The organism is Blastococcus sp. CT_GayMR20 (assembly GCF_004570345.1).
The window spans coordinates 1-5,490 of the sequence record NZ_SPQM01000221.1; the positions used below are offsets into that span (position 1 = coordinate 1).

7 protein-coding genes and 1 pseudogene are annotated in these 5,490 nt (G+C 74.0%); 4 read left to right on the forward strand and 4 right to left on the reverse strand.

The window, feature by feature from the left end:
• Positions 1-493: 493 nt before the first annotated feature.
• Complete coding sequence (locus E4P40_RS25890) at positions 494-982, forward strand: ester cyclase (protein WP_245160596.1); 489 nt, start codon at positions 494-496, stop codon at positions 980-982.
• A gap of 4 nt (positions 983-986) precedes the next feature.
• On the opposite strand, the gene E4P40_RS25895 is transcribed toward E4P40_RS25890, so the two are convergent.
• The 3 genes and pseudogenes from E4P40_RS25895 to E4P40_RS25905 all read right to left on the reverse strand — a co-directional run.
• Entirely contained in the window at positions 987-1,988 is a 1,002-nt protein-coding gene (locus E4P40_RS25895) for an NAD(P)H-dependent glycerol-3-phosphate dehydrogenase (protein WP_135161195.1), read from the reverse strand.
• 57 nt (positions 1,989-2,045) lie between these two features.
• A complete protein-coding gene (locus tag E4P40_RS25900) occupies positions 2,046-2,276 on the reverse strand; it encodes a hypothetical protein (protein WP_135161196.1) in 231 nt (76 codons plus the stop codon).
• A gap of 39 nt (positions 2,277-2,315) precedes the next feature.
• Positions 2,316-2,786, reverse strand: a pseudogene (locus tag E4P40_RS25905) (zinc-binding dehydrogenase); the annotation flags it as partial.
• Positions 2,787-2,800: 14 nt separating this feature from the next.
• Between E4P40_RS25905 and E4P40_RS25910 the strand changes: the two are divergent.
• Genes E4P40_RS25910 through E4P40_RS25920 form a run of 3 tightly spaced genes read left to right on the forward strand, consistent with a single transcriptional unit; the run spans position 2,801 to position 4,504 of the window.
• Entirely contained in the window at positions 2,801-3,175 is a 375-nt protein-coding gene (locus E4P40_RS25910) for a zinc-binding dehydrogenase (protein ID WP_135161198.1), read from the forward strand.
• Positions 3,176-3,214: 39 nt separating this feature from the next.
• Positions 3,215-3,445, forward strand: coding sequence for a hypothetical protein (locus tag E4P40_RS25915; protein ID WP_135161196.1), 231 nt, complete (start codon positions 3,215-3,217; stop codon positions 3,443-3,445).
• Positions 3,446-3,502: 57 nt separating this feature from the next.
• The gene (locus tag E4P40_RS25920; RefSeq protein ID WP_135161195.1) at positions 3,503-4,504 is read left to right on the forward strand and encodes an NAD(P)H-dependent glycerol-3-phosphate dehydrogenase; all 1,002 of its coding nucleotides are present in this window, start codon (positions 3,503-3,505) and stop codon (positions 4,502-4,504) included.
• A gap of 4 nt (positions 4,505-4,508) precedes the next feature.
• Here the strand turns inward: E4P40_RS25920 and E4P40_RS25925 are convergent, their stop codons facing one another.
• On the reverse strand, positions 4,509-4,997 hold the full coding sequence (locus E4P40_RS25925) for an ester cyclase (RefSeq protein ID WP_245160596.1): 489 nt from the start codon (positions 4,995-4,997) through the stop codon (positions 4,509-4,511).
• Positions 4,998-5,490 lie beyond the last annotated feature (493 nt).

Below are 5,490 nucleotides of genomic sequence, written 5' to 3' on the forward strand. Positions count from 1 at the left end.
GGCGCTCATTTCACTGCCCTTCACGTCTCCGGTTCGAGTCACGGAACGCTACGGCTCCGTTACCGCGGATGCTCCGGATGCCAGACCTGGGTCACTCGGAGGGGAGAGGTGGCCGCCCGTGCCGGTGGGGAGCGGGCGGGCCGGCGGCTCTGCGGAACGTCCCTCGGGCGGGTGAGGGTCCGGGGGCACGGGGATCCACTCGCCGCCGGACCGCGGCACCCTTGTCCCATGGCGCCCGCGACGACACCGCCGCCCGGCAGCATGACCGTTCCGCCGCTGTTCGGCTGGGAGGGGATCCTGACCGTGGTGACGATCCTGCTGATCGTGGCCGTCAGCTACCTCCTGGTCCTGGCGTCCCGGAGCTCGAAGGACAGCAGGTCGGAATGGCAGGCGTTCCTGGACGCGCGGTCGAGCCGGCCGGCGACGGATCCTTCCACCGGGCCGGCAGGATCGACCCGGCCCTCCTCGACGGACGTCGGCCTGCCTCCGCCTGATGACGCCCTCGCTCCTGGTAGCCGGGGCCGCCGAGGACGAGCATGAGGCGATGGCCTTCGACGTCGAGCGTCTGCTGGAGCTGTGGACCGACCCGGTGCCCGCGGACGACGCGGTCGCTGCCGAGGGCTTCGCGCGGCTGTACACCGATCCGGTCGTCGTCAACGGCGTCCCGCTGACCGCAGCCGACCTGGTCGCGCGTGCCCGGGCGATGCAGGATGCACTCGAACGGCCCGAGCGCGAGGTGCTGGGCGTGGTCGACGCCGGCGACTCGGTCGCCCTGGCCTTCCGGCTGGCCGGCCGGCAGGTGGGCCCGCTGGAGACGTCGGCCGGGCGCGTGCCGCCCACGGGTCGATGGCTCGACATCCGGATCATCGACGTCCTGACGCTGACCGACGGGCGGATCAGCGGCATCTGGATGGTGGCCGACTGGCTGGCCGCGCTCGCCGCCGCCGGCGCGGTGCACCTGCCCGACCGCCTCGAGCAGTGACCGTTCAGCCCGGCTCGGACTCGTGGCCGGCCGGCACGGCCCGGGTGAGCCCCCGGTAGGCGTCGGCGGCGCGGATCCGGCCGCTGACGACGTCGTGGATGGTCCGGGCGATCGGGAGGTCGACCCCGTGCTGCTCGGCCAGCTCGACCACGGTGGACGCAGTCCTCACGCCCTCGGCCACCATGCGCATGCCGCCCAGTACCTCCTCGAGCGAGTGGCCGAGCCCGAGCTGCTCGCCCACGTGGCGGTTGCGGCTGTGCGGGCTCATGCAGGTCGCGACGAGGTCGCCCATGCCGGCCAGCCCGGCCAGGGTGGTCGCCTCACCGCCCATGGCCACGGCCAGCGTGGTGAGCTCGGCGAGACCGCGGGACATCACCGCGGCCCGCGTGTTGTCACCCACCCCCAGGCCCTGCGCCATGCCCGTCGCGATCGCGATGACGTTCTTCAGTGCGCCGCCGACCTCGCAGCCGACGACGTCGTGGTGCGTGTAGACCCGGAAGACCCCGCGGGACACCTCGCGCTGCAGCGCCGTGGCCACGCTGAGGTCCTCCGTGGCGATCACGCTGGCCGCCGCCTGTCCGGCCAGGATCTCCCGCGCCAGGTTGGGACCGGTGAGCGCCGCCGCCGGGCGCCCGGGCAGCACCTCCTTGATGACCTCCGTCATGCGCAGGTGGGTGCCGCGCTCGAGCCCCTTGCCGAGGCTGACCACCGGGATCCACGGCGCCAGGTACGGCTGGGCCAGTTGGAGCGTCTCCCGGAACGCCCCCGTCGGCACACCGACGACGAGCAGTTCCGCGTGCCCCGACGCCTCCTCGAGGTCCGACGTCGCCCGCAGCCGGGCGGGCAGCCGCGCGCCGGGCAGATAGGCCTCGTTGCTGCGCTGCTGGTTCACCTCCGTGGCCACGTCCGGATTGCGCGCCCAGAGCAGCACCTCGTGGTCGCGCCGGCACATCAGTGCGGCGACCGTCGTGCCCCATGAGCCGGCCCCGAGCACGGTCACCCTCATCGACGTCCTCCTGACGTTCGTGATCACCAGCCCGGACAGGCTGGGCGCGGACGGGCCTCAGGACCAGTGCAGGCGTCGATCGGAGCGCCGTCGCCGCAGCGCGGCGAGCACCACGCCCAGCAGCAGGAGCGCTCCGGTGAGCCAGCCGGCGGGCTCGGCGCCGTCCGCGAGCGACGTCCCGAGCGCGTCGTCGAGGAGGCCCCCGGCCCAGGACCACAGCGCGTGCCCGGCGACGTAGCCGAGCACCACGACGAGCAGGGCCGGGACGGCGAACACGAGCAGGAACACGACGTGGTCTTCGACCGGGACCCACCCGCTGGATGCGCGTCAGCGGATCTCGACCACGACCTTGCCCAGCGCCCGACCCTCCCCGACGTGCGCCAGGGCCTCGGCGACGCCGTCGAGGGCGTACGTGCGGTCGACGGGGATCGTCACCTCGCCGGCGACGCACAGATCGGCGAGCCGGGTGAACGACGCCGGCCCCTGCCGTACGACCAGGACGCCCATCCGGCGCCCCGTGACCCGGGCGGCCACGCTGCCCACCGTCACCACGCGGAGGAGGGCTCGCGCGGTCCCACCCGCGCAGCGGTACCGCCCGCCACGGGCGAGCGCGCGCCGGTAGGCGAACACCGACCGGTGGGCGACCAGGTCGAGAACGAGGTCGTACCGCCCCCGGCGGGTGAAGTCCTCCCGGCGGTGGTCGAGGACGTCGTCGGCGCCGAGCGAGCGCATGAAGTCGAGCTTGCGACCGTTGTCGACCCCGGTCACGTGCGCGCCGAGCCGCTTGGCCAGCTGGACGGCGAACGACCCCGATCCACCGCCGGGAGGACTTCACCCGCCGGGGGCGGTACGACCTCGTTCTCGACCTGGTCGCCCACCGGTCGGTGTTCGCCTACCGGCGCGCGCTCGCCCGTGGCGGGCGGTACCGCTGCGCGGGTGGGACCGCGCGAGCCCTCCTCCGCGTGGTGACGGTGGGCAGCGTGGCCGCCCGGGTCACGGGGCGCCGGATGGGCGTCCTGGTCGTACGGCAGGGGCCGGCGTCGTTCACCCGGCTCGCCGATCTGTGCGTCGCCGGCGAGGTGACGATCCCCGTCGACCGCACGTACGCCCTCGACGGCGTCGCCGAGGCCCTGGCGCACGTCGGGGAGGGTCGGGCGCTGGGCAAGGTCGTGGTCGAGATCCGCTGACGCGCATCCAGCGGGTGGGTCCCGGTCGAAGACCACGTCGTGTTCCTGCTCGTGTTCGCCGTCCCGGCCCTGCTCGTCGTGGTGCTCGGCTACGTCGCCGGGCACGCGCTGTGGTCCTGGGCCGGGGGCCTCCTCGACGACGCGCTCGGGACGTCGCTCGCGGACGGCGCCGAGCCCGCCGGCTGGCTCACCGGAGCGCTCCTGCTGCTGGGCGTGGTGCTCGCCGCGCTGCGGCGACGGCGCTCCGATCGACGCCTGCACTGGTCCTGAGGCCCGTCCGCGCCCAGCCTGTCCGGGCTGGTGATCACGAACGTCAGGAGGACGTCGATGAGGGTGACCGTGCTCGGGGCCGGCTCATGGGGCACGACGGTCGCCGCACTGATGTGCCGGCGCGACCACGAGGTGCTGCTCTGGGCGCGCAATCCGGACGTGGCCACGGAGGTGAACCAGCAGCGCAGCAACGAGGCCTATCTGCCCGGCGCGCGGCTGCCCGCCCGGCTGCGGGCGACGTCGGACCTCGAGGAGGCGTCGGGGCACGCGGAACTGCTCGTCGTCGGTGTGCCGACGGGGGCGTTCCGGGAGACGCTCCAACTGGCCCAGCCGTACCTGGCGCCGTGGATCCCGGTGGTCAGCCTCGGCAAGGGGCTCGAGCGCGGCACCCACCTGCGCATGACGGAGGTCATCAAGGAGGTGCTGCCCGGGCGCCCGGCGGCGGCGCTCACCGGTCCCAACCTGGCGCGGGAGATCCTGGCCGGACAGGCGGCGGCCAGCGTGATCGCCACGGAGGACCTCAGCGTGGCCACGGCGCTGCAGCGCGAGGTGTCCCGCGGGGTCTTCCGGGTCTACACGCACCACGACGTCGTCGGCTGCGAGGTCGGCGGCGCACTGAAGAACGTCATCGCGATCGCGACGGGCATGGCGCAGGGCCTGGGGGTGGGTGACAACACGCGGGCCGCGGTGATGTCCCGCGGTCTCGCCGAGCTCACCACGCTGGCCGTGGCCATGGGCGGTGAGGCGACCACCCTGGCCGGGCTGGCCGGCATGGGCGACCTCGTCGCGACCTGCATGAGCCCGCACAGCCGCAACCGCCACGTGGGCGAGCAGCTCGGGCTCGGCCACTCGCTCGAGGAGGTACTGGGCGGCATGCGCATGGTGGCCGAGGGCGTGAGGACTGCGTCCACCGTGGTCGAGCTGGCCGAGCAGCACGGGGTCGACCTCCCGATCGCCCGGACCATCCACGACGTCGTCAGCGGCCGGATCCGCGCCGCCGACGCCTACCGGGGGCTCACCCGGGCCGTGCCGGCCGGCCACGAGTCCGAGCCGGGCTGAACGGTCACTGCTCGAGGCGGTCGGGCAGGTGCACCGCGCCGGCGGCGGCGAGCGCGGCCAGCCAGTCGGCCACCATCCAGATGCCGCTGATCCGCCCGTCGGTCAGCGTCAGGACGTCGATGATCCGGATGTCGAGCCATCGACCCGTGGGCGGCACGCGCCCGGCCGACGTCTCCAGCGGGCCCACCTGCCGGCCGGCCAGCCGGAAGGCCAGGGCGACCGAGTCGCCGGCGTCGACCACGCCCAGCACCTCGCGCTCGGGCCGTTCGAGTGCATCCTGCATCGCCCGGGCACGCGCGACCAGGTCGGCTGCGGTCAGCGGGACGCCGTTGACGACGACCGGATCGGTGTACAGCCGCGCGAAGCCCTCGGCAGCGACCGCGTCGTCCGCGGGCACCGGGTCGGTCCACAGCTCCAGCAGACGCTCGACGTCGAAGGCCATCGCCTCATGCTCGTCCTCGGCGGCCCCGGCTACCAGGAGCGAGGGCGTCATCAGGCGGAGGCAGGCCGACGTCCGTCGAGGAGGGCCGGGTCGATCCTGCCGGCCCGGTGGAAGGATCCGTCGCCGGCCGGCTCGACCGCGCGTCCAGGAACGCCTGCCATTCCGACCTGCTGTCCTTCGAGCTCCGGGACGCCAGGACCAGGAGGTAGCTGACGGCCACGATCAGCAGGATCGTCACCACGGTCAGGATCCCCTCCCAGCCGAACAGCGGCGGAACGGTCATGCTGCCGGGCGGCGGTGTCGTCGCGGGCGCCATGGGACAAGGGTGCCGCGGTCCGGCGGCGAGTGGATCCCCGTGCCCCCGGACCCTCACCCGCCCGAGGGACGTTCCGCAGAGCCGCCGGCCCGCCCGCTCCCCACCGGCACGGGCGGCCACCTCTCCCCTCCGAGTGACCCAGGTCTGGCATCCGGAGCATCCGCGGTAACGGAGCCGTAGCGTTCCGTGACTCGAACCGGAGACGTGAAGGGCAGTGAAATGAGCGCC

Coding starts and splice junctions, on each gene's coding strand:
- E4P40_RS25890 (WP_245160596.1), top strand. CDS start 494: ATGACGCCCTCGCTCCTGGTAGCCGGGGCCGCCGAGGACGAGCATGAG.
- E4P40_RS25925 (WP_245160596.1), bottom strand. CDS start 4,997: ATGACGCCCTCGCTCCTGGTAGCCGGGGCCGCCGAGGACGAGCATGAG.
- E4P40_RS25895 (WP_135161195.1), bottom strand. CDS start 1,988: ATGAGGGTGACCGTGCTCGGGGCCGGCTCATGGGGCACGACGGTCGCC.
- E4P40_RS25920 (WP_135161195.1), top strand. CDS start 3,503: ATGAGGGTGACCGTGCTCGGGGCCGGCTCATGGGGCACGACGGTCGCC.